22 protein-coding genes are annotated in these 23,580 nt (G+C 29.9%); all 22 read right to left on the bottom strand.

The annotated features are described in order from the left end of the window. Window positions 1-3: 3 nt before the first annotated feature. Window positions 4-318 carry a hypothetical protein gene (locus tag RR409_RS13635; protein WP_332558318.1) on the bottom strand — a complete coding sequence of 105 codons (315 nt, stop codon included), beginning with the start codon at window positions 316-318 and terminating at the stop codon, window positions 4-6. A 35-nt stretch (window positions 319-353) separates the two neighbouring features. Continuing rightward, window positions 354-1,145, bottom strand: a complete 792-nt coding sequence (locus RR409_RS13630; protein ID WP_332558317.1) for a hypothetical protein — start codon at window positions 1,143-1,145, stop codon at window positions 354-356. A 42-nt stretch (window positions 1,146-1,187) separates the two neighbouring features. Continuing rightward, window positions 1,188-2,450, bottom strand: coding sequence for a restriction endonuclease subunit S (locus tag RR409_RS13625; RefSeq protein ID WP_332558316.1), 1,263 nt, complete (start codon window positions 2,448-2,450; stop codon window positions 1,188-1,190). A gap of 210 nt (window positions 2,451-2,660) precedes the next feature. Continuing rightward, window positions 2,661-4,178 carry a type I restriction-modification system subunit M gene (locus RR409_RS13620; protein WP_332558315.1) on the bottom strand — a complete coding sequence of 506 codons (1,518 nt, stop codon included), beginning with the start codon at window positions 4,176-4,178 and terminating at the stop codon, window positions 2,661-2,663. Window positions 4,179-4,320: 142 nt separating this feature from the next. Further along, complete coding sequence (locus tag RR409_RS13615; RefSeq protein WP_332558314.1) at window positions 4,321-4,521, bottom strand: hypothetical protein; 201 nt, start codon at window positions 4,519-4,521, stop codon at window positions 4,321-4,323. A 182-nt stretch (window positions 4,522-4,703) separates the two neighbouring features. Further along, entirely contained in the window at window positions 4,704-6,068 is a 1,365-nt protein-coding gene (locus RR409_RS13610) for an NERD domain-containing protein (protein ID WP_332558313.1), read from the bottom strand. 409 nt (window positions 6,069-6,477) lie between these two features. Then, window positions 6,478-6,900 (bottom strand): hypothetical protein, encoded by a 423-nt coding sequence (locus tag RR409_RS13605; protein ID WP_332558312.1) that lies wholly within the window; start codon window positions 6,898-6,900, stop codon window positions 6,478-6,480. 64 nt (window positions 6,901-6,964) lie between these two features. Beyond that, the gene (locus RR409_RS13600) at window positions 6,965-7,450 is read right to left on the bottom strand and encodes a hypothetical protein (RefSeq protein WP_332558311.1); all 486 of its coding nucleotides are present in this window, start codon (window positions 7,448-7,450) and stop codon (window positions 6,965-6,967) included. A 137-nt stretch (window positions 7,451-7,587) separates the two neighbouring features. Then, a complete protein-coding gene (locus tag RR409_RS13595; protein ID WP_332558310.1) occupies window positions 7,588-7,899 on the bottom strand; it encodes a hypothetical protein in 312 nt (103 codons plus the stop codon). Between the two features lie 361 nt (window positions 7,900-8,260). Next, complete coding sequence (locus RR409_RS13590; protein ID WP_332558309.1) at window positions 8,261-8,812, bottom strand: helix-turn-helix transcriptional regulator; 552 nt, start codon at window positions 8,810-8,812, stop codon at window positions 8,261-8,263. 255 nt (window positions 8,813-9,067) lie between these two features. Beyond that, window positions 9,068-9,481: a four helix bundle protein gene (locus RR409_RS13585; protein ID WP_332558308.1), complete on the bottom strand. Its 414-nt coding sequence runs from the start codon at window positions 9,479-9,481 to the stop codon at window positions 9,068-9,070. Between the two features lie 131 nt (window positions 9,482-9,612). Next, complete coding sequence (locus RR409_RS13580) at window positions 9,613-11,400, bottom strand: AAA family ATPase (RefSeq protein ID WP_332558307.1); 1,788 nt, start codon at window positions 11,398-11,400, stop codon at window positions 9,613-9,615. Between the two features lie 119 nt (window positions 11,401-11,519). Continuing rightward, a complete protein-coding gene (locus tag RR409_RS13575) occupies window positions 11,520-12,716 on the bottom strand; it encodes a hypothetical protein (RefSeq protein ID WP_332558306.1) in 1,197 nt (398 codons plus the stop codon). Between the two features lie 551 nt (window positions 12,717-13,267). Further along, entirely contained in the window at window positions 13,268-14,671 is a 1,404-nt protein-coding gene (locus RR409_RS13570) for a hypothetical protein (protein WP_332558305.1), read from the bottom strand. Window positions 14,672-15,056: 385 nt separating this feature from the next. Then, a complete protein-coding gene (locus RR409_RS13565) occupies window positions 15,057-15,275 on the bottom strand; it encodes a hypothetical protein (RefSeq protein WP_332558304.1) in 219 nt (72 codons plus the stop codon). 1,194 nt (window positions 15,276-16,469) lie between these two features. Beyond that, window positions 16,470-17,444, bottom strand: coding sequence for a DUF4268 domain-containing protein (locus RR409_RS13560; RefSeq protein ID WP_332558303.1), 975 nt, complete (start codon window positions 17,442-17,444; stop codon window positions 16,470-16,472). A 30-nt stretch (window positions 17,445-17,474) separates the two neighbouring features. Continuing rightward, window positions 17,475-17,927, bottom strand: coding sequence for a helix-turn-helix transcriptional regulator (locus RR409_RS13555; protein WP_332558302.1), 453 nt, complete (start codon window positions 17,925-17,927; stop codon window positions 17,475-17,477). Between the two features lie 382 nt (window positions 17,928-18,309). Next, window positions 18,310-18,531: a hypothetical protein gene (locus RR409_RS13550; RefSeq protein ID WP_332558301.1), complete on the bottom strand. Its 222-nt coding sequence runs from the start codon at window positions 18,529-18,531 to the stop codon at window positions 18,310-18,312. Window positions 18,532-18,940: 409 nt separating this feature from the next. Continuing rightward, window positions 18,941-19,489, bottom strand: a complete 549-nt coding sequence (locus RR409_RS13545; RefSeq protein ID WP_332558300.1) for a hypothetical protein — start codon at window positions 19,487-19,489, stop codon at window positions 18,941-18,943. Window positions 19,490-19,842: 353 nt separating this feature from the next. Further along, window positions 19,843-19,980, bottom strand: a complete 138-nt coding sequence (locus tag RR409_RS13540) for a hypothetical protein (RefSeq protein WP_332558299.1) — start codon at window positions 19,978-19,980, stop codon at window positions 19,843-19,845. Between the two features lie 348 nt (window positions 19,981-20,328). Beyond that, window positions 20,329-20,457 (bottom strand): hypothetical protein, encoded by a 129-nt coding sequence (locus tag RR409_RS13535; RefSeq protein WP_332558298.1) that lies wholly within the window; start codon window positions 20,455-20,457, stop codon window positions 20,329-20,331. 399 nt (window positions 20,458-20,856) lie between these two features. Continuing rightward, the gene (locus RR409_RS13530) at window positions 20,857-22,701 is read right to left on the bottom strand and encodes a P-loop NTPase fold protein (protein ID WP_332558297.1); all 1,845 of its coding nucleotides are present in this window, start codon (window positions 22,699-22,701) and stop codon (window positions 20,857-20,859) included. Window positions 22,702-23,580 lie beyond the last annotated feature (879 nt).

The following is a 23,580-nucleotide window of genomic DNA, read 5'->3' as shown; positions in this document are numbered from 1 at the left end:
TAATTAATTTCTCTCCAATGTTATTTCATTATCTTTTATGACCATCTTGTAATCATTTAACATTGCTACTATGCCAACAATGCCAACAGTTATAATTAGTGTTATTGCAACTGCAACCGAAATTCCTGCTATTGTACTCATAAAACCTGCGGCCGCAGTTGTAGACATATTTTCATCAATATTTATCTTCTTATCTGATTTCTTTAGTAATGATAATGGTTTAATTTTTTTAGCAAGTTTGCCTTTTACTAAAATTGTATTCTCTTTATTTTTCAATGCTGTCTTTAATTCTTCTTTAGTTGTTACTGTAACTACCAATTAATTCTCTCCTATTTCTATAATTTATTATTTTATTAATAATCACTGTAATTACACTCAAATTCAGTCCTTAATTCTGCTTCATAATCCAGCATACTATCCACATCTGGTGTCATACTTCTTAAATCTAATAGTAATGTACAGTAGAATTTTAATGAACGTAAAAGTCTATCCCATTCTCCAATATCTCTTTTTTTAAACGAATGAACACAATTCCTGTACTCTCTAATTACTTCAAGTTCTTCTGTATATTCGTTCTTCCACCATACATTAGACTTATAAAACCTTATTAAATTTTGTAGATTTAGCTGTTGCAAATCAGTAGTTTCTTGTCTTGTTTTGAGATATTCTTTTATATTCTTTTTAAGTGATTTCTTCTTATCCTTAGCTAAGTCCTTTTCGTCTATGCTATCCAACGTTTTATATATCTCGCCTTTTACATTTTCATAATTAAATTCTTCCCACTTACCCCATCCTGAATCCTTATAATTTAATAAATGAATAGCAAGAAATATTTGTAATGCACTTTCTACAGACGAACCCAATGTTATCCACGACTGCATTTGTCTTGCTAATTCTTCTATTTCATTAGAAATCCCAAGCAACTCACTAAATTCATAGTCATAATCTTTTAACGGAAAACCAATTGCTGTTGTAATTGCAGAAAATCTCTCTAAACTATCTTCTGAAAGTAACTCTTGTATTTCATCATTACAAGAACAATATGCACATTTTAAAGCTTCGTTAACGTAGTTGCAAGCTTCTTTTTTTAAAATTTCTAATACCTCTTTCATATCAGCTTCTTGTATCTGCAACGGAATTCTCAATTTAATCACCCTCTTATACAAAATTACACTAAATCTGATTAATTACACCTTAGCCCTAATCTTCCCTGTCAAAAGCTTCTGCATAAGTCCTTTTTTAAGTTCTTGAAGTTTCTCTTTTTTTAATTCATATTTGTCTACATGTTCATATGCTGAAGATAGAATGGAGGCTATCTGGTGTTGCTCCTTTAAAGGTGGTAATGGTATTTTAAATTTTGTTAAGGTCTCCTTTGTTATCGTCTTTATTACTCCGCCGTCGGCTTTATTTTTTTCTAAATCAAACAAAGCATTTATAGCATACATAAAGTATAATTTATTAATAGGCATTAAATATTCAGTAAATAATAGCAGAGTTCTATCTATATAAGCATCGTATTGCGTAATCGCAGTTCTTCCAAGTGTTCCTTGAAGTGTTATAATTACTGTCCCTTTTTCAGCAAAAACACTTGCTTCTGTAGCCACTTTTGATATTTTTCTTTTTGTGATTTCTTTCAACCTAAAATTTGAATCCACATCAAAAACTTGAACAAAAGGCATTCCATTTAACTCATCATACCATTCTGGTAAATGATAGGGTTGTGGGAAGCTTCCACGTCTATATCTTGTTATCTCTCCTAAGCTCTTAAATTCCCATTCCTCTGGTATACTTCCTATCTCTGTCTCCTTAAACCTACTATGTCCAATTCCTTTTGTAAGAAGCTTCTTCATAAGTCCTTTTTTAAGCTCCTTTGTCTTTTCTATAAGAATATCAGTATTTTCAATTTGGTCATCTACTACTGAAAGAATATCAGCTATTTTTCGTTGTTCTTTAATAGGTGGCAGTATTATACTCAATGATTTAAAAAATGGCACTCCTATGGTCTTTATTGTGCTACCTGCGCCAATTCTTTCAAATAATGGCTTCCTATTATAAAAATCATAATATAAATAAAAATTGTACAAATTTTCACCACATACATAATTAATAAAATGTTGGCTTGTTGCCATTTTTTTAGCAGTAATTCCAACCTTACCTACTGTAGCGTCTCTTGATAAAACTACCGTACCTTTAGGTAACATAACTGCTGATGAATTGCTTATTCCTTCCTCAGTAGTATAATCTGTTGTTTCACTTATATAACGTTTATCCAACCTTTTAGTATCTTTAAGTGAAATCCATGGAATATTTCCACTCCAATATTCAGCTATTTTTTTATCTGGAGTATGACCTGATAACCGTTCAGCAATATTTTCTAAATATTCTACATTCCAATCAATGGGTATTTCTCCAAACTCCGTTATCTTGTACCCTTCTCTAACTTCATTCACTATTCTGTCACCTCAGCTTCATATAATTTTCATTACAAACCAAACAAAGAAAGTATTGATTAAATAATAAAGTATTTTTCCACCTCTATGTCTAAAACTTTAAATCATCTATTGTCCAAAACACTTTAAAAAATTCAACAAATCCACTTATTATTGATTAATAAATAATTTTGCTAATCTCTGTACTATCCATATATTCTTTTCCTTAACCTAAATAGTATCAAAACCTAATTCCTCAAGATATTGGTTTAATTGCTCATCCGAATCTACCATTTTTAATTTCAGTTCTCTAATATCCTGTAAAACTAATTCTATATCTACATTTTCCTCTTCTTCTGTAGTATCAACATATCTACTTATATTAAGGTTAAAGTCATTTGCCTTTATAGTTTCTAAATCTACAACAGTAGCATACTTCTCAACATCTTTATATTCATCATAAGTTCTTACTATCCTATGAATGTCTTCTTCTCTTAGCTTATTCTTATTTCCATCCTTAATGAAATTATTACTTCCATCAATAAATAAGACCTTATTCCTTTTTCCGTCCTCTTTATTCTTATTAAAAACGAGAATGGTCGCAGGGATACCAGTACCATAGAATATATTTTGTGGAATTCCAATTACAGCTTCAATCAAATCATCTTTAAGAAAGCCTTCTCTGATTTTACCTTCTGCTCCACCTCTAAATAAAACTCCATGAGGCACAACACTTGCCATCTTACCTTTAGAATTTAAACTTGCTACCATATGAGATACAAATGCTAAATCTCCATAAGACTTTGGAGGTATTCCATAAGGAAATCTATGGTACTGGTCAGCACTTGCTTCTTCTAATCCCCAGTTACTCAATGAAAAGGGTGGGTTAGCAAGTACCTTATCATATGTCTTTAATACTCCACCTTCTGTATGTTTAGGTTCTCTTATGGTATCACCTTTTTGAATATCTGCTCCTTTAGCACCATGAAGAAGCATATTCATTTTACATATTGCCCAAGTAGATAAGTTTATTTCCTGACCGTATATAGATATATTCTTATGATTTCCTCCATGTTCTTTTATATATTGAATACTTTGTATAAGCATACCACCTGAACCACAGGTTGGGTCATATATACGCTCCCCCTCTTGTGGCTTTAATAAATTTACCATTACCTTAACAACTTCTGTAGGTGTATAGAATTCTCCACCCTTTTTACCGCCTTGGTCAGCAAACTGCTTTATAAGGTATTGATAAGCGTCTCCTAAAATATCCTCTGATTCAAGATATTCATTGGATAAATTCATACTATCAAATATAAGTAACAACTGACTTAATTTCTTATCTGGAACTCTTTCTTTGTCATTATAATTTACAGTAGTTAGAACTCCTATAAGTTCGCTGTTTTTAGGTTCATCTTCAATAGCCTTAAAAGCTTTATCAAGTTCAGGGCCTATATTTAAATTCAAATTCTTTAATTTATCCCATCTTGCTTGTTCTGGAACATAGAATGTCTCGTAAATTGAAGAGTCATTAAGTAGCTCCTCTATCTCTTCTTCTACCATTCCTTGCTCTTTAAATTCCTTATATCTAACCTCTCTTTCAGCATTAAATTCATTATTCATTCTCTTTAAAAAGAGCATACCAAATATATAATCCATATATTGAGTTGCAGAAAGCTCTCCTCTAAGTACATCTGCACACTCCCATAACTTTGATTCTAATTGTTGTAGTGTTAATTTTTCCATTATTCTTTCTCCTCTTGTAGATAATTAAAATCTCTTAACACTATTTTAACATACTTTTAAGAATCACATTATTTTTTATAAAAATACTAATTATAAAAATAAAGCATTATATATACTTTTCAATTTCTAATGCCATAACTTATTAAATTGGTCCTGTGCCTAATTCCCATTCATAGTTTTTGTGGATAATTATATCACCATCCCTGTCATATGATATATGGTATACTGTGTTAGGGATGAATACATTAAAATACAAATCATATTGGTCTTCGCCCAAAAATATAACTTTCTTTTCAATTATATTTTCTAACCATCCATCATGATTTTTTTCTTCATAAATCATAGTTACGCTTCTCTTTTCATCATTAAATTTAATTATTTACTTAACAAGTTAATAGTCACCCATATACTTTCTATACACTCTCCATGAACTTTATTAAAATATCTTTCTAAATATAATCCACTTATTTGATTTAGTGATATTACGTCTATTATTTTACTAATTTATTAAATTCTAACCTTGAACTAAATTACTTTGGTGTCTGCAGTCTCTATACTTTTTTCTAAGACATTTATTATTTTAGTTGCTTGAGCTTTGCTAATGTAACTTTGTCCTTCATATGATGTTATAAAATCTAACACACATTCTACTTTCATTAGATTTAATGTTGTATTTTCTAATCCTGATAATCTGCAATATTTATGAGCCATTGCAAGAATACTTACTATCTCAAACTTATCTCCAACTATCTCTTTCAGTATTTCTTCATGTCTTTGTATCTGACCTTTAGGGTTTTCCAGTAATTCATACTTATATTTAGTTGTTTTGCTCCAATTTTCATTTCTATCAACATATATCTCCCCTGAATAGTTTTTCGTCTCTATATGAAATAGACCATTGGGACCTATAACTAAATGGTCTATTTGTTGATACCTTCCATTTGATTTTACGGCGATATTATTGTAGACCTTGTACTTGTTGTAGTTAAGAAAACTTAGATAATGCGATACTTTCTTTTCACCAATCGTTCCTGCATTTATAATTTCAGTTTCAGAAGTATGGGAATATTGTTTATCCTCACTCGAAAAGCTCTTATTACAAAGCACTTCTCTTTCAATAATTATTTTGTCAATCTCTGCCCATACATCTGCTATTTTTAATACTGCAAAGTATTTTAAAATAGTTATGTAACTTGGTAATCTTTCATTTTTTTCAATTTCGAGCTTTGTTAAATGTCTCTTCAATTTGTAATATTCCTCTATAAGAGTTTCTGTAATGATTTCCTTGCTGTACTTTGGCTTATTACCGCCATGTGCTTCTTCAAATCCTGCTATCTTCCTAAGATTGTTCATTCCCCCAAATCTCAATGAAAATACAGTTGCACTATATACCCCCTCAAAAGAATTTAATTCGTCTTCTGAGGCAGGTTTTCCAATTTTATTACTAATATCTTTATATATTTTAAGCAATTCCTTTTTGCTTTCATTCACTTTTGACTGATATTTATTAGGTTCTAATCCACATTCTCTCATGGCATTATTATATGAACCAAATATCTTTGATAAAATAGCTGTACTATATCCATTCGCTATAAACTCTTGTGCAGATGGAGTATGTCCTAACTTTTTATATAAATTTTTAATTATTTTTGTATATTCCTCTTTATCTCTTCTGACAAAGTTTAGTTCCTTTTCATTTATACCTGCCTTTAGTAATATCTTATTAAACGGCACTCCAAACCTTTTCTTTAAATATGGTAGTGAAGGAGACCTTTTCCTCCTGCTAAAAAAATCCCAACACCCCTTTGGTTTTAACTCCTCATATTCTTCTTTTAAAATTTTAAGCATTTCATCATCGGATAATAGATTCGGGTTTATTTTATTTTCCATAATCAAATTCCTCCTTTTCATCATTAGTTACTTATAGAAGTGCCTCATGTCTTCTTAATTAGCCTATACTAATAAATCCATTCATATAGTTACTACTCATTCCTTTAAAGTTCATGCCACTATCATCATCCTGCCTATCTCCGCTAATTTAGCAACCTTACCAGGTAAGACATCGTTGGCTAATACTAAAGACTTGTCTAAATCTATGTATATATTAACTTCTTGCTTTTCCCTTTCATCTTGGCTCTAATTTATGTCATATTCTATTAAATTCACCTGAACCTTACCATACAAAAGTCGTAATTTATAGCCTCGACAAAGCAGTTCTCTCCGTCTAATCTATTTTTTGTTTTTCATCTTTAGTTTTTTAGTTTTCCTCCTTATTTAATTTCATCTTATGTAATCATTTTTACCATTCCTCGTACATTTCTTTAGCAAATTCAGATTCTGGATTTGTTAAGTTAAAGAATGTTTTCATCTCACATATATGAATGTTATATACCTTTTCTTTATTGTCTAAATCTATTGGCAATTCTTCCATAAGCCTATTGAACTCTTCTTCATTTACCCCTATAACAAAGAAATCATTTTTATGCTTAATAATATGCCCTATCCAATCCATAGATTGATATTCGACCCCGTCAAAAATATCAGTTACTGCTTCATATATGCACCAACTCATCCAATCTGATGAGTTTTTATCGTCTTCCAACAATGATAATTCTCTTCTTAAAATTGAATCATTGTCTTCGATTCCTATTCCCATGAAATATCCTATTTTGCTATTCTTAAATCTCTCATTACTTATTTTTTCACTATTAGTCATTTTCATATTAGTTAACTCCTCCATCTTTCTTTAGCATTATTCCTCTTTATCATTTATTAGTATCTAACACTCAAGCTACTGCAATATAGAGATTTTTGTAAGGACAATATCGCTTAATGCTATTTACATCTATTATGCTTTCATCATATACAAGAGCATGGTCCCTCCAAAACTTTAAACAGTCTAATAGCTCTTCCTTAGAACTGATATTTATGTCTTCTGGTTCTTTAAAGTTTTGTTTACCTGGAAACATAGTAATTAAGTAGTATTCACCAATTCTGTTTTTGCTTCTATTTAAAATAAAAATTATAGAATTCGTGGTCTCAGCTTTAGCATTTCTTATAAATCTTGTATATATTTCTCTTCCAATTCTCTTAGCATATACAATATCATCATTGGGTTTTGTTTGGATAAGATTACAATTTCCTACTATAAACGGAAACTCTATTGTGATTATTTCAAACGGCTTATGTAAATTATCAAACTTACCGTTTGCTTCACACTTTCTTATAAACTCATCCCAATTAAATACAAAATGCTTTTTATGTGCCTCCATATGCTGTCTACATTTATTACTGACTATAATTTTCATTTTTATCTAAGGTAATATTTATTATTTATCCCACCCTGCCGCCCATTTGCCTTTATTCAGATAATCTATATCATGAATTGGAATATTTCTTATCTGCTTTTCTAAGCTTCATCTATTTCACAAGAAAAATACTCTTCTATAGCGTCTATTTCATTATGTCTTTCTAACCAATCATAAGCTTCATCATGACTAAGAGGTATTATTGTGGAAATACCCCAGGTTTGGTTTCCACTTGATTCTGAATACCGAGTTAAGGGACCACCAGAACCATACAAGAAAAAACTTCCTTTTTTTGTTCTATACAAAGTTTCTTCAAAATACCCGAAGTCGTTTCTCCCTAAGCCATTCCAGTATTCTGCAATTATCAATGCTGTTTCAGTATCATATACACGTCTTTCAATTACCTTTCTCATATTTATTCCTCCTGATTTCATTTAGATTTTAAAAAAACAAGCAATTTATTAAGGAAGAACACGCTTAAAACATACCCCAACTAAATCCAAAGGAAAATGTAAGGATTACACTTATCCCTTGTATGGGCTTGGTTTTAAGTATGCAGTTCTTCGATAATAAATTGCTTGTCTCAATAAAAAAATATCTATTTTAAAAATCATCTAATCATAAAAAAATAAAAAAAATAAAAAAAATAACTGAATGTTCATCATTCGTTTATACGTCAGGCAACTTTTCATTTGTTGTTGCCTTATGTCATAATAATATCATCTTTATTCACCATCGTCAACACCTTTTTTAAAATTTTTATCTTATTTCATTCTACTTACCAAGTTCATCTGTTTTATCAAAATATATTATTTGTTCAAAAGTCTTAGCTCTCATTTTCCTATACTGGTCTAAACCACTTAAAATATAGTTTATCTGCATTACTAATTCACCATCTGGTATTACTCCAATTGTAAATATATCATTAATCAATCGAAGTAATACTTCTTTTTCTTGGGCTGTAAGGTTTGATTTGTAGGATACCCATTCTTTTAAAGGAGAAATAGGAGCAACAATATCACTAAACCTTATAATCTGCTCTATACCAGTATATCTATATTTTTCTTCAATAAGGTTTTTGTATCCAAAGCTCATAAGAACTTCATTAAGATTTAATTCAAGGACCTCTGTGATATCACATACTAACCTAAACGATGGCGTTAACCGTTCGTTCCTCTCAATTCTACTCAAGTAACTTTTACTAACATCTTCATTCTTTTCATCCTTTAGCTTATCTGCTAAACCTTGTAACGAAAGGCTCTTCTTTGTTCTGGCATTTGCCATCAACTCTCCAAAGGTAATATTATTTTCTATCGCTTCGCTCATATCAATGTCAACTCCTTATATTGTCATAATTATACTACCCAAATTAAACTTTAGTCAACAATAATCCTATAACCTCTATATTAGTCAACAGATTTATTTGCTAATATATTATTCTGTTGTTGAATTGTACACTTTATTTATATTTTTATTATTTCTTGAAAAATGATTTATGCCTTTTAGCTGAGTATCCAAGCCATTTTTATTAAAGTTATAACTTCATCTTTATGGTATCTAATGTAGTAAATATAAGGGCTTTTAATAAGCCCCTTTATTCTCTTTAGCTATATTTTTAAGGTATGTAATGATTAACTTTTTTACTTCAGAATTCCTATTTATTAAATCTGTATATTCATTCTCACCAATATACCCTCTGTCCTTACTCTTCGACAACCAATGCTCAGTTTCTGCACAGCTCCCAAGAGCATTATTTAAAAACGAAAAATATTTCTTTGGGTATAATTGTGACCCTCCCTCACATATATTGGCTGAAACGCTGGTTGAACAACGTATAAGCTGGTCGCACATTCGGTATTTTTCTTCATTAGGAAACCTTTTACAAAGTTTATATATAATATCTTCCACTTCAACACTCTTTTTGTATGCTAATAACTGTCTATAATCCTTTATGTATATTTTTTCTGGACTTACTACTAAATCGTCTTTGCTCATTATTTTTTCTCCTTTGATTACCTTAATCTCTTATTATATTTTATATCTTTTATACATCTTTTAATATGGTTTTAATGCTCTATAAAGTTTGACTCCATCATTATTAATTAAGGATTGGACTGCAAGTATATTTACCTAACTATACCCCTTGTTACAATTGATTTATTAATATCTTTCAGCCTCTGCATTAAAAGCGAGTTTCTCATATTACTCTTATTTCTTACTCCTATATTGAAAGTTTCCTTGTCTCCTATCAGAATTACCCTCTTAGCACCTCTGGTAATCGCTACGTATAACAGTTCTCTGGTTAACATCTTGCTTTGTTCCTTATCCACCACAATCACCACTATTGGTGATTCGCTCCCCTGCATTTTATGTACTGTAGAAGCATAGGCAACTTCTATAGCATCCAATTCATTGTTCTGGAAAGTTACCTCTTTTCCATTAAAATCTACTACCACAGCTTCTGTTCTACTCATATTCCTTTCCACTCTTATAGCCATACCTCTTTGGCCATTAAACACTTCTTTTTTAGAGTTGTTCCTTACTACTATTATAGGGTCCAATACTCCAAACTTATAAACTTCTCTTCCTGAAACATAATTAAATTTATCAGCTATATCTCGGTTCAATTCTTCTACCCCGTTATCTCCACCTTTAATTGGAGATATAACTTGTATATCATAAATGCTTTCTCCTTTGCCTAACAGCTTGTCTATTGCACTTATAACTTTCTCCTTAATTTTTTCACTATCCGCTTCTATAAACTCAAACTCACCTTGCTTTAACCTTAGTCCAGCATTACTTCCATCTAATGTAATACCTCTTAAAACCTTATTAGAATTAGCTATAATCAAACTATCCTTTTCCTGTCTAACCGTCTCAGTCATTCTAACTACGGGTATTACACTACTCTGTATCAGGTCTTTAAATACATTACCAGGAGCAATAGAGGGCAGTTGATTCTGGTCTCCAACAAGCACAAGCTTTATATCTTTGTTTTCCTTAACACTTTGAATAAGCATATTAAATAGTTCCAGCCCTAACATTCCTACCTCGTCTACTATAATGACATCAGCTTTAATCCTATCAACCTTTTTTCTACCATCTTCCCTTAATCCTAAAAGCCTATGTATTGTTGTCGCCTGTATACCTGTAATAGCACTGGCTCTCTCTACAGCCTTACCCGTAAATGATAGGAGTTTGATGTTAGATTGCCCAAAGTACATGAATGCGTCACATATAGCCTTTATCACCGTAGTTTTTCCATTACCAGCCCCACCACAAACAATACTTATAGACCTTGAAACAGCTAATCTTACAGCTTCCTGTTGTCCATCATTCAAAGTAATGTCCCCACATTTGTAATTTTTCAAAAATATATTAGCTTTTTCTAAATCCTTGTTATCTGCTTTATCGCTCTCCACCAAGTAGCTTACCAGATTGGCAACTTGAACTTCCGCTTTATATAAATTACCAGGATAAATACATACTTTTCCTACTGTATCTTTATCTATAACAATTTCTCCTTGAAGCTCTAAATGCTCTAACACACCGTCGATTAGTTCATCAGTAGCTATTTCATCATTTTTCTTAGCCCTAACCACTAATTCTTCTCTGTAGATAAATGCATGTCCTTCTATAGCTGTTACGGTCTCCAAAACATGAATTATTGTGGCCGCAACTATATTCTTACTACTTTCTTCTTTGCACTTGCACCCTTTATTCTTCTCAATGATTTCTTTAATTAACTCAAGGTCATACATGTAATGGCATAGCACATAAGGTTTATCTTCTATTACTTTCAATACATCATTTCCAAAATCTCTTAGCATCTTTCCTACTATTTCTTCATTAACCTTAAACGCTATCAGCTTTTCCTTAATCCTTAACTCTTCATACTTAATCTCTTTAATCATTAGTTTTCTCTCCTGTTTTCCTTTGTTTTAACTTATTATTGCATATAGTCAATACAGTTTATATAGTTTAAGAGTTCTACCCTGTTCGAGCTTTAAACCCGCTAAAAAAGACAAGGGCTTTAACTTGCCCTTGCCTTAACCACTTTATCTTTAAATGTTTTATTTGCTGTTTCTTTACCAAATTTCTCTATGCAATGACCGTAAGAAAATTTACTTGCAGTAATCCGTTTTCCTTGATAGAGCATTATTTTTGCTAATTGTTCCGATTTTGCAAATAGTTCTTGATTATACTCTGGTATATAAAAGTGCGTTATATCATTATTGTTACCTCTATTAAATACTCCAGTGTTTACATCAGCTTTTTCTACCAAACCAAGAAGTACAAACGTATTTATAATTGGGCTTATAGTGCTTTTACCCTTCTCCATAATTTCTCCAAGATGGTCCATAGACGCAGAGAATACATTATTCTTATTATAGTTAATATGATAATATAGTTTGTTGATAGCTTCTTCTAACAGTATATCCAACTTATTTATATGCTTACCTACAAGCTCCCTCAATACTGGAAAGCTATCAGACTTTAAGTTCTCTCTCAAAAACTTCTTATTTCTTTCATATTTGTTTCTTATTTCTTCAATCTCACTTATTCTAATATTCAATAAATCGGCAAGTTCCTTGAAGGAGGTCTTAATATCACATTTAAAAAAAATTTGGAATAAATTAAATATATCAAGCTTAGTAATAGCATAATATTCATTGTCTATACTACCTACTATATAAAGATACTTTCGCTTTTTCTTATCATATTCTATCCATGCCTTAATTCTCTCCCCATTTATCCTAATCTCCCTTACAAACATCCCAAATCTTTCATAGCACCCGTGCTCATTTATTTCTGCACCATGGTTATTATAAAGTTCTTCTTCTACTCGTCTATCTGCCTCTTCTTTGCTTTTACATACGAAGGATATTTCCTTCCCATTACATATAAGGTCGCAATCAAATACTTCTTTTAAACCCACGTCCAAGCCAAATACATAGCGAAAGTCTACTTGTTTAATAAGTTCCATAGCTTCTTCCACTGTTTCTACTTGTCTATTAAGTCCTACCTGCTTTCTTACAAGTTCTTTGTTTTTCTCCAGGTAACTCTTGTAATCATTCTCTCTTTCCATATTATCCTTAATCCTACTAACCATATCATTTATTGATATATTTATTGATTTATTAGCTTTTATTACCGCTTTATTGTCATTACTCTCTAAAGCTTCTTGTTTCTGTGCTACCAATTCCTTAATACTATTTATTCTATCCATATTTATCTCCTCCACAAATCAAAAACGAACGATTACTTATTTACAAATTACTTTTCATTTTTATCTTCAAAAATTTAATCTTTCAGACCTTATATTTTGAATCTCATTCGTCTTGACTTGAATATACAAAAAAGGATTAAGTTTTTCAATGCTTATGATGTTCTATAATGTTCTACAGTTTTACTTGGTAAAAGTTTATTCTAATTTATAAAAAGTTGAATTATTCCATGGCCTTTTAATAAGGCCATTATTCATATTACTTGTTTACCCTGCGGGGCTGAATTATATCATCAAAAGGGTATACATTTTGTTTTTATTTAAACCTTTAGTAATGGTAATGTTATTAATAGAGAGTTTTTGGCTTCTAATATACTTAACAATAAGTCCAAAATGTATATTTAATATTTATATGCTTAGTCTTTTAATACCAAGGCTATACGGTTAACTCATTTCATAATATGCCTTACTACTTTTAAGAATAGTACTATAATATACTATATTGACTATTAGTATAAAAACAAAAAAGAAAAGAGCTATTAAAGCTCTTTATATTAAAGTATTCTGTTTACTATCCTTATCATGGCATTTCTTATATTTTCAATCTTGCTTTTGGAAACAACTTCCTCTACAGTGCCGTCACTATATTGTATATTAAGTTTCCTATGCAGTGAACCCTTTTTAACTATAATCACTGGACTGTTTTCCATACATAAAGTATATGCAAAGTCACCATAATTATTTTTACTGCAAATCACCCTTATAACCAAAACCTTGCCTTTTCCTGCGAAAAGAAAATCAGAAACTATTTCTCCAGAACAATCATCATGTAAAAGCACATAATGGTTTTTATTTCTATTCTCGCTTATTACCCTATTCCAACCCTCTAACTTTTTAACTTGTACTTCTATATGCTCCTCAGAGAATCCTCTCTTTTTAAGGTTTTCTATTGTCTCATTTATACTGTATATATCTTTGTGCTGATTTTTAGAACTACAATCCGTACACCTTTGATTATTAATCTGTTCCTTTATCAAGTTTAATTCAACTATAAGTCCATTAAGTCTTGTTCTAATTCCTTCCTTTATCCTCATATCTTCTTCAAGAACTTTCAATCTATCCTCTTCATATATGCAACTGTCAGGAGAAAAAAAGCTATAATAACGTTCTTTGAGCATTCCCTCTTCTATAAGCTGTTTTGTTAACTCTATGTCTCCCTTATACTTATCATATATTTCCTCAAACAACTTATAATTTTTTCCAGTGATACATATACATTCATCCCGTATTTTCATTAATGATGCTCTAAGTGTGGCTGGATTACTTTTATCAATTCTATACATTTCCTGCTTCATATACCTATAACTAAACTTCTGAATTATATCATCCTCACAAATATATTCAAAATTACAGTAAAGCGTTAGACCTTTTATTAAATATGAGCTCATTTCTTTTTCCTTTTGAATTAAAGACTCATATCTAATTAAGAAGTCATATAAGTTCTCTATGCTATTAAAAGATTTATAACTCTCAAAACCCGTTAGTAATTTGATTTCATCAAATGTCAATGAATTAAGCGTAGGCTTAGAAAGAGTAATCATGTTACCAGAATTTATACTGTATGTCGGTCTAATGCACTGTTCCATCATATTCTTCTTAACTCCATCAAGTGATTGCTCTTTAAAATTTAACCTTCTTAATTCCAAAAGCTTTTCATATATCACATTCTCACTTTCCTCAAGTTTATCAATTAGAAGCTTATTACTCATACTTTGAAGCTTTAACTTTTCCTTTACCATCACTTCATTATATTCATCTATATTTAGCTCTTTGGTAATATAATCTTCCAGCTCCTCTATCCTGGCTATAGTATCTACTGTAAGTTTATGATAATATCCTTTGTTAATCTTTATATTACTTTGTTTGTTTATTTCTTTTATTAAAATACTTAATTCCATTGCATTATCAGTTTCCTTAATCTTTTATACTTTATAATCATATTTTATACTGCATTTTTAATTATTGCTACGCCTCCAATGTCTTAGCTTGTTTTACAAATATAATTTATAACTCAATTAATAATTATAAATACTTATATACTTACAACTTTTTTATAGATACTTATTAAAGCTAATATTATTTTTCTAATATCCTATTTAATTATTGATATATGTATTCCTATAAGTTCTTGAAACACTTCATTTCAGTTGTTTTTTATACAACCAATAAATAATTTAATTAACATTTAATCCAATTTTTTTAACTACATATAGGATTATGTTTCAGGGAAGGTGGTGAATATTCTGACAATTTATACATTCAGATATTTTTCATTTACATTTTCTACTCCACGCCCTTTAATCTATGTACATCCTGCACACTCAGTCCTGTTGCATCGGCTACTCGTTCTGCATCAAGTAAATTTAGCTCCAATAATTCTTGTGCTATCTTTATTTTCTCTCCAAATACTGCAAGACCACATTCTCTGTCTATAATCCTATAACATTTATCACATAAAATCCTATTTTCTATATTTATATCTTTATTCTTAATTCCATCCATATGCTCTTATTCCTCCTTAACTCACTATTATGATTACTATACCAGATTTTCCTTATTAACTTTGCTATTTTGACTATCTTATACGCACTTTCTGTCATTTGTTTATCGTCAATTACTCGAACCATATAGAACTGTTTTATAGTATTAATCTCTTACACCTACTGTATAATTAACTTATAGAGATACAAAGTTAAAAGGAGTGCATTATCATTGAAGATATACTACAAAAGATAAATTTAGAGCTTAATAAGAACTATACGTGATTATATATATCAAGTTTGGATAGGCACAGTTACTATATGCTTATCAGTAATATATTGGCTATATAACAAATTCTATTAACGGCGTATATTTAGATATGATGGTGGATATAGTCAGCTACCTTACACACAGCTATATCAATATGCAAAGCACTAATATCGTAAATTGTTTTAGCGGCCACTTAAACATATATCACTCTAAGTAACGGTGTTATTACAACTATAAAGTCTTCTATATTACTACAAATAAAAAATAGGATGTAAGCATTATATCTTCCCTCTACACTTATATCCTACCTTTATTTCCATATATCATATTGGGTTAATAAAGAGCTTTTTCTCTTTCTATAATACAAGTGTTATATTTTTAATACTTGTATTAAGATTTTGACATTTATAATATACTCCTGATACTTTTATTGTAAATTAATCCCTTTAACTTTTAAAAACTCCAAGTATTATATGCTTGGTCGTCTAAAAACTTAACTATTTTATCTATCTTTTCGTTTGCATTAAATTGTTCAAAAGTCAAATAATACTTTTCTTTATCATTTTTAATAATGATAATTAGAGGAAGGCCATTTCCTAAAAAATACAGTTAACCAGCTTTCTTCCTACTCTACCATTTCCGTCAACAAAAAGTGTATACCTTCATACATCAGCAATAAAAGTAGTAATGTTTGCGATATGCTTGTCTTGTTTCTGCTGAACATTAGATACCTCAAATTCCTTTTCCCACTTACGCATGTTCTTTGATGATTTAATGGACTATTAAGTGTAATTATTAATCGTCCATGAATTCCCAAAACTTTGTCTTTATACGTCATTATAATGATATTTTTTCACAATTAAATAGAGTTTAATAAGAGCTGTATTCAATACCCATTATTACAAAAATAGAAAAGCCAGTTCAAGACACTGGCTTTCATATATTTTATATATTATTTTTTCTATCTTCTATTGCCTCTTTTATATGCTTATCAAACACATAAATATATTTTTTTGTAATTCTTGCAATCAACTTTGTTGCACTTTCCCTATCTCTGTAACTGTTTGGGTTAATGTATGTAGCTATCTTATGGTAACTACTATCCCATAAAGTTACTAAGTAATCTAATTCATCCTCAATTTCATTCTTTTTATTTAATAAGTGAAAGAATACTTCTCTACTTTTACTATGGCTAAATATCAGCTCTACTCCCACCATTTTTTTTCTATTGTAAATTATACGAAAGTTAATATCTTCATATCCTGAACCCAATGTAAAATAATTATTATCTACCGACTTGTACTGATATATATTGGCAAAGAACTTACAATCCTTTCGTAACTCTTTTAGTATATCTAAAAGAAATTCTTGCTTATAAGTATAACTATTATTCATATGTTCTGCCTTTGTATAAATTACAGGTCTCCCGTTATAAGACCTAATCCCCTCTACTAATGTAAGATGCTGTTGTATAGTCCTTAAATTCTTTAATGCATCTACCTGTTTATATGAATCTAATGAATTTATAACTTCCAACTTATTCACAACTTCTTCATCTATAGCCAATGCTATAAACTCAATATTTTTTCCACTATATGTAATACTATGCTTAGTCTCAATCAAATCACGTTCCCTAAATTTAGTTGCTACCCATACTATCAAAGTATTTACCTCATCACTTCTACATATTAATTCTTGTACCTGCCTAAAATGATTATCATTACTCGGAGATAGTTGGACTTCTATCATGCACGTTCTACCATCCGAGACATAAGTACTTATGTCAACTTTTCTCTTACCATATTTTCTTTCCAAAGCTATGTCTATCAACTGAGATGATGTAATCCTTTCAAGTTCTTGAGGATATAGTTTTAGGTATACAAGATATAAATACTCCTTACGAGAGCCATCAATTGACACTTCTACCCCTCCTTAATAAATAAGTCTGCGTTATGCAGACTTATTTACCTTAATTCTTAATCTATCCACTTCCTGAAGCAAATTTGCCTCCATAGTTCTTGTAGTTTGTTCAGAAGCAATATTGTCTTCCAGAATCCAAACTATCTTCTGTAAACTCAACTTCACATCAATTGTTGCTTTTATATTCGCAAAGTAAACTTCATTCTTCAATATCAGTTTATCCAATGACACACAGTCATTTGCTTCACCTTTATATGCTCCTGGGAACAAGTCCTGGATTATAGTGATGGGTATGCCAAAGTACCTGGATAATCTGGAAACATATTCCATACTGGGGTTTTCTCTATTTTCCCTCTCTATTCTGTTTATGTAAGAGGCAGAAATTCCAGTTTCACGCTCGACATCGTACAACGAAACCTCCCTCTGTTTCCTTAAATCTCTAATTAATTCTCCGAAGCTTTTAATATTACTGTTTTTCTCCATAGTTATCATCCTTTCCTGTAGCAAATCAGTTGTGTAACACACAACCCCTTTTGTTTTTAGTTCTCTTTTCTTATATGCAGTTTGTAAGACTTTTATAATTCTTAGAGCTTGTGTATCTTTTAGGATTACCAGATACTTAAATCACAAAAGTAGTTTCTAATCTCTAAGGAAAAGCGACAAGTGAAAAAACACTGGATTGACTATTTGCAATAAAAAAGGATGGAATAGTTTTTTTAAGCAGTACTGCCTTTTAAATATTAAATTTGGCATTGTCTTATTAATGTAACTTAACTCATAGCAGTTGAAATAGAAGTTCATTTAATTTCATAGCATTAACCTTAAAATTCCCTTCGGACAATCTCATTCTTCTTTTTACCATTTTTTAATCGCCCTCTCCGAACAGAAATCTTTTAAAATACTTTAAGAATACTAATGCAGAAATACCTGCAATAAACATACTTATAGAAAATATTAATACACTTATATCCCTGTCTCTAATGGCACTTTGCACCAGAAAGCAACATAGAGACAGCACTATATTAAATATTACATTCGCAAATGTAATCAATTTTTTCAAGATTTTCTTTAACAGCTCAACATCCATCTTTTCCTCCCACGCTTACTTTACACCAAATACCATTTTTGACACTTTCTATAATTTTCTTTTTAACTACATAAGTTATCTTTAAAGTAAATTATTCTTTATCATGTCCAATAACGGTTCTTGCCTCATAAAGTAATTCATTTTACAATTTTTTTACTACATAACTCATATATAATGTTTACTATACAACTTCAATATAAAAAACAAAGAGGCTTTTCCCAGTTAGCATTTTATTTTTTACTAACGGTACAGCCTCTTTTTCTTTGTATATAATTTTTCTGTTTGTGCTATAAATACATTTTTTCCTTTTCTCCAACATGGCTTCCTCATTCCTTCTTTTTATTTATTATACTCTATTTTTTTAATCTAAAACATTTTCACCTAACTTTATCTTGTTCTTTCCTTACTTTTAAAATAGTCTAAAAAGGCAGTATAAATCTCTAAATATTAATGGGTCTATAGCAACTATATTTACATAGCTATCAGTAGTATCATCCTCAAAATAATACTTACCATTCTTCTTATTTCTTTGTAAATAGATTGCTCTACCCTCTATTATCTCTCTTAAAACTCCCTGGTCTTTTTCATTTAAAACTTCTGCTGTATACATTTGAAGCTGTCTTACTTTATAGTTTTCATTAAGTCGACTTGAAAGAATATGCTTAATTTCATTAATATTCACGTTTGAAGAAATTACTATCATTTTTGTCCCCATATAACCTATCAATTCATAGTAGCCTAAAGAACAACATCTGTCTATTTTACTATTCATCACTATGTCTATCCCTATTAGCTTCTCGTAATCCTCTTCTGAATCTATTTCTATTTCATAAATATTTCTTTGAAGCATGTTACCAGTTCCCCTCTTAATTAATACTAATATTATAATATATGAAGCCTGATTATTTCTATAAATTTGCCTATTGTCTATGCAATCACCTATTTTCAACAGAAACATCTATGTATTCTCTTTGTAATCACTATCTCCTAAGGAACTCATTAAGTTTCATATTAACTATGTACACAATAAAAATTGTTTTTAACTGCCCTACTCCAAATCTTATACAAATCCCTTATTTCCTATTGTTACTCCTAACCCTACAGCCTCAATCTTAGTTAAGTTTATCCACTTATGATTTTAATTGTAGGTTTAATAAACAAAAACATCCACATTAGAGCTATTAAATAGTTTTAATGTGGATGTTCGTATCCAGAACTTTACGTATATTATCAAAAGTTACTTATAACCTTTTGATATTGCTAAATTGCTCTTACCTCTTACAAAAAGTAATCTTCTAACACCCTATTATTTTATATAAATCTTCTAAGAAGTTTCAATACCAATTCATTCAGTTTTTGTGCTTTTGTTTTAAACTTTCCCACTGGAAGTATGGTTCTTTTTTTCTCCATAGTATAATCCCCTTTATTGCAACTTTTAACATAACTCATATTTAACACTCCTACTTCATATATATCTTTACGTAGTATACTCTAACCCACATTATATTCTTAATATAGTTATACAATTTATTGGTTTTAATTTCTACAAAATAAAAGTAATATCTCACCTTATAACATTAAAAATACTATGAAAATATATTCCGTATATCCTGAAAAATTCTTCTATTTAACTTAATAGTATACTCACTAATTACAATCATTACTAACTTGCTTATATATAGCTATTCATGCTAAGAACACCCTTGTGCAAAATAATTCTTATTTTCTTATCTTTTTCAGCATAATAAGTTAATTGTATCTTTGATAATGCCTCAATAGAATTCAGTTTACCATAGTTTATATAACAGATTTCTTTAATACTTCTATCTCTTTTGGCTTTATGTTCACTACTTCCATTTTATCCACCCAATACTCATAATTGCTATATCTCTTTGTGTCTTCATTGTTAGGAATTGTTGAAAACACCTCATTTTTCCCTCTATAGAACTTAATACAAAAATTCCTCATTATTTTTGGTGTATCACTTTTATTATATACTTACAACGTATAAGAGAATCTACAATGATAAGACTCTGAGCTTTCCTTATCATTCATATAAAATCCAACGTCCTCAAATGTTTCATAAATTCCTTTATAAGTAAGAAAATATTATCCAATCAATCACCCACATAAATTATTGTGATACTTATTAAAATTAATTATTCTTTTTTGCTCGTACTTCTGTCTGGCTTTATTGAATGAGTTAAGTGTTCATTAATTACTTTAGTTATTGTTTAACAAGTTTGGCAAGTAAACATCCACTAAACTGTAAAACTATACAATATATTACTATATTATTAATCAAACTCTTATTTCAATAATAGCTTAAAACCGATTTTCATTAAATATGAAATGATTAGATATATCCTTAAAAATCCTTATTTCATTAACTTTAATTTCACTTAATAAGGTTATCATTTTATTAGCAAAAGGTTCTCTGTCTACATATATAGGTTCTTTATCATTGACTCTTTTTATATCATCACCTTTTACATTACCAAATCTAAATTCTTTAAACTTATCAAAATATTCTTTCTTATCAATTATCTTGAGTAGATTAAATGATGTTATAGGGTTGAAATAAGAAAACATGAACCACTTTATATAATTCTCAAATTGTATTTTTTCTATATCTGACGATTCATCATTAACACTCATACATATCTGTTTAGACAATACAAGTATATTAACTACTTTTTTGACTTCCCTTGGAGTTATGTGCCTAATCCTATTTATATAGTCAAGTACATTATTAATTATATTCATTTCATTCACATCAAAAACGAACTTTTCTTCTTGAACTATCCTTGACATATCCGAATCAGCTCTTTCACTCTTTACTTTTGTATTATCCATCTTGCTCTTTTCAAAAAATAACTTACTAACATATTGTTCATACTTACCTTCATAATTTAAAAATACTGGAATATTAATATACTTTTCCAGGTAGTTCAAAGCAAACATTATTTTATCTGATTCCTTGACGTTATCCTTATTTAGATGTTCAAACCTATTTGTTAAGGCATCGCAAACTGACCTAAAATTAACAGCTATTACAATTACAATTTGTTTCATTGACAAAAATATTTGCAATGAATCTAATAATTCCAATATTCCTTGTTCTGATGCCCTGTCCAATTCATCAACAAATATTACAAGTCTCTCGTTATATCCTTTACTATCCTTACTCTTTTTTAGCCACACCTCTAAAAGGTCTGTTAAATCTTCCTTAATATTTTCTCTTATTCCTAAATCTTTTGTATAGCTTGGCAAGTTGATATTTGTTTCTACCATCTCTGCTAATGGTTTTGCAATTTTAATTTGGCTTTTTATAAAAGGAACTATTATGTTTATAACTCCCATCGCTAATGGAATTATTCCTATATAACTGTATACGAAAACTTTTTTAAACTCTTGCATACTTACTATGTTCTTATTGAATATAAATCCCCACACAATTATTAAAATAACTGTGATAATCATTATTAAATACTTCAATGAATTTCTCTTGATTTTTTTAGTAAAACGTTTAGAAGAAAATAATATTTTCGCCCAAATTCCCTTCTCTTCTTCAAATTTATAAAATAATTTTTTTAAAATACATGACCAAATTTTATTCTGCTCACTATATTCTGAAGCATCATATCTAATTATGTGTGTTTTATAATTTTCACCGAATTCTTGTTTATTGTCCACATTTCTTATTTCCTGCTCAATAAGTTTCAAGAATGTTGATTTACCTTCACCCCACTCACCAAATATACCAACATTAAATGGGGTATCTGTTTTTCTACTTACTATGTATTCAGCTAATATTTGAGAATATACCTTCCTTGACAGAAGGTCATCTTCTGTTTCATTGTCTGAAACAAGTATACCTTTTTTGTATCTTTGCTTCTTATGCTGAAACTTCATATTACTCTCTTCAATCTCAGCATCGGCCTCTAACTTTAATAATTCCTTCTCCTTCCTTTTCCTTTCTCTCTCTAATTCATCAAGTATATATTGAGGATTATTAGACCTTTGCTCATATTCTTCGTCTGAGTCTTCATCCTCGTCGAATCCTCCATGAATATCATAAACAACATTTTCAATTTCTTTTTTTAACTCTTCAATATCTTCTTTCGTTCGTTTTATTTCTTCTTGTATAGAGTTCGTTTCATCAGTCATGTTCCATTACTCATCCTTTCGTTGTATAACCTATGTTAAACATGCATCCTTAAATAAATAATACACTTGTCTATTTGCAAATTATCATACTAAGCTACTTTCACCTTTGCTATCCAAAATGTAATTCCCTATGATAATTTGGGCAAACAGCCATGGTATTCTCTATGGTATCTTTTCCACCATCAGCCAATCTAACAATATGGTGCACTTCCAGATATGGAGTTCCGTCAGAGTCTCTTTTAAATAGAGCTGGCTGTCCACATTTTTCACAGTTTCATTTAGCTCTAATAAGTACCTCTACAACTACATCAGGGCACTTCTAAAATTGATGGTTACTCCTTGAACTCTTTCAGAAATAGCATCTTTTTTGTTATTTAATCTTTCCCTTCACTCTTTATTGCTCAGCCTTAATGAAGCACTAACAGCTTCATCAAATTGTTTATCGTAATTAGATGGCATATTTTCTTTTTCAAGCATTTTCTTCATTGTGTAAAAATATTTCTTATCTAATTGAAAAAGTATTCCCCTGTGAAAAACTACGACATTGCAATTTTCTACCTCTTTATCATTCTTCATTTTATCTAACGATAAGAATTTATCAAAATCTATACTCTTCTTAAACTCAACAATTATTTCTTCATTTATATACTGTTTATCTACTATATTACATATAGAAGTAATTGCACTTGTCTTACCAGTTTCATATGCAACTATCTTATCTCCTACTTTTATATTCTAAAACAATTTTGATTCTTACTCTAAACACCATCTTCTCTTAGATTTGAATAGGTTTCACTTCTTCCAACTTTTAAATCAGAAAATGACCATTCATATCTCTCTGTATCAATGTTTAACCAGTAAAAGCCTTCCTACTCTCTA

The sequence above is a fragment of the Clostridium sp. genome (assembly GCF_036642255.1).
GTDB lineage: Bacteria > Bacillota > Clostridia > Clostridiales > Clostridiaceae > Clostridium_J.
Note: the sequence above shows the minus strand (reverse complement) of the source record. Positions and strands in the feature narration are given on the sequence as shown.

Bases quoted from the DNA above. Each gene is read 5' to 3' on its own strand.
- RR409_RS13620 (WP_332558315.1), bottom strand. From the start codon at position 4,178: ATGGAAAAATTAACACTACAACAATTAGAATCAAAGTTATGGGAGTGT.
- RR409_RS13615 (WP_332558314.1), bottom strand. From the start codon at position 4,521: ATGATTTATGAAGAAAAAAATCATGATGGATGGTTAGAAAATATAATT.
- RR409_RS13610 (WP_332558313.1), bottom strand. From the start codon at position 6,068: ATGGAAAATAAAATAAACCCGAATCTATTATCCGATGATGAAATGCTT.
- RR409_RS13605 (WP_332558312.1), bottom strand. From the start codon at position 6,900: ATGAAAATGACTAATAGTGAAAAAATAAGTAATGAGAGATTTAAGAAT.
- RR409_RS13600 (WP_332558311.1), bottom strand. From the start codon at position 7,450: ATGGAGGCACATAAAAAGCATTTTGTATTTAATTGGGATGAGTTTATA.
- RR409_RS13595 (WP_332558310.1), bottom strand. From the start codon at position 7,899: ATGAGAAAGGTAATTGAAAGACGTGTATATGATACTGAAACAGCATTG.
- RR409_RS13590 (WP_332558309.1), bottom strand. From the start codon at position 8,812: ATGAGCGAAGCGATAGAAAATAATATTACCTTTGGAGAGTTGATGGCA.
- RR409_RS13585 (WP_332558308.1), bottom strand. From the start codon at position 9,481: ATGAGCAAAGACGATTTAGTAGTAAGTCCAGAAAAAATATACATAAAG.
- RR409_RS13580 (WP_332558307.1), bottom strand. From the start codon at position 11,400: ATGATTAAAGAGATTAAGTATGAAGAGTTAAGGATTAAGGAAAAGCTG.
- RR409_RS13575 (WP_332558306.1), bottom strand. From the start codon at position 12,716: ATGGATAGAATAAATAGTATTAAGGAATTGGTAGCACAGAAACAAGAA.
- RR409_RS13570 (WP_332558305.1), bottom strand. From the start codon at position 14,671: ATGGAATTAAGTATTTTAATAAAAGAAATAAACAAACAAAGTAATATA.
- RR409_RS13565 (WP_332558304.1), bottom strand. From the start codon at position 15,275: ATGGATGGAATTAAGAATAAAGATATAAATATAGAAAATAGGATTTTA.
- RR409_RS13555 (WP_332558302.1), bottom strand. From the start codon at position 17,927: ATGGAGAAAAACAGTAATATTAAAAGCTTCGGAGAATTAATTAGAGAT.
- RR409_RS13550 (WP_332558301.1), bottom strand. From the start codon at position 18,531: ATGGATGTTGAGCTGTTAAAGAAAATCTTGAAAAAATTGATTACATTT.
- RR409_RS13545 (WP_332558300.1), bottom strand. From the start codon at position 19,489: ATGTTTCTGTTGAAAATAGGTGATTGCATAGACAATAGGCAAATTTAT.
- RR409_RS13540 (WP_332558299.1), bottom strand. From the start codon at position 19,980: ATGAGTTATGTTAAAAGTTGCAATAAAGGGGATTATACTATGGAGAAA.
- RR409_RS13530 (WP_332558297.1), bottom strand. From the start codon at position 22,701: ATGACTGATGAAACGAACTCTATACAAGAAGAAATAAAACGAACGAAA.